Below are 678 nucleotides of genomic sequence, written 5' to 3'. Positions count from 1 at the left end.
AGGCTATTCGATCTCGCCTGAGACCGGGGACGTCGCCACTTACGTCAAGCTGCTGCGGGTCAGCATGTTGCTGCCTGTGGTTTTCACCATCGCCTTTGTGGTCAGTCGCCAGGCGACGGGCGGCCAGCGCAGCGCGAAGGTGAACCTCCCCCTGTTTCTGGTCGGCTTTGCCGTCCTGGTGGCGCTGAACAGTTCGGGACTGTTGCCCAAAATGGCGACAGATCTGGCCAATGACATATCTCGCTGGTGCCTGGTCACGGCGATCGCGGCGCTGGGCATGAAGACGTCCTTTAAGGATCTTGCGGCGGTCGGGTGGAAGCCAATCGCCCTGATGGTGCTGGAGACAGCCTGGATCGCGGTGATTACGGCTATCGCCGTGAAGTTCACCTGAAATATGCGGAACAGCTAAGCCCTCGCGAAAAATTCTCATCGTTTCAGGCGGTCCGTCGTCCGAAGATCTGAGACATCTTGCGACGTGGAAAGACGGAGGGGCCGGCGCACTGGGATTCTTTCTTGCGTGGTCCCGACGCGCCCGTCGGCTGGGATTTCTGACGCCGGAACTTTGATGTAAAACATTGCGTTGTTTGGGGACAGATTGTCGTTTGTAATGCTGCATTCGAGACCGGGTTGTTCAATTAACCGGCGCCCCATCTGACATGCCGGTTTGTCGGCCATCCC

General features: G+C 58.4%; 1 protein-coding gene. It reads left to right on the top strand.

Annotated elements, in window-relative coordinates:
- Nucleotides 1-391, top strand: a 391-nt coding sequence (locus QM467_RS19795; protein ID WP_283368051.1) for a putative sulfate exporter family transporter, incomplete at its 5' end; no start/stop codon positions are given.
- Between the last annotated feature and the right edge of the window lie 287 nt (nt 392-678).

The sequence above is a fragment of the Rhodoblastus sp. 17X3 genome (assembly GCF_030056575.1).
Lineage (GTDB): Bacteria > Pseudomonadota > Alphaproteobacteria > Rhizobiales > Beijerinckiaceae > Rhodoblastus.
Note: the sequence above shows the minus strand (reverse complement) of the source record. Positions and strands in the feature narration are given on the sequence as shown.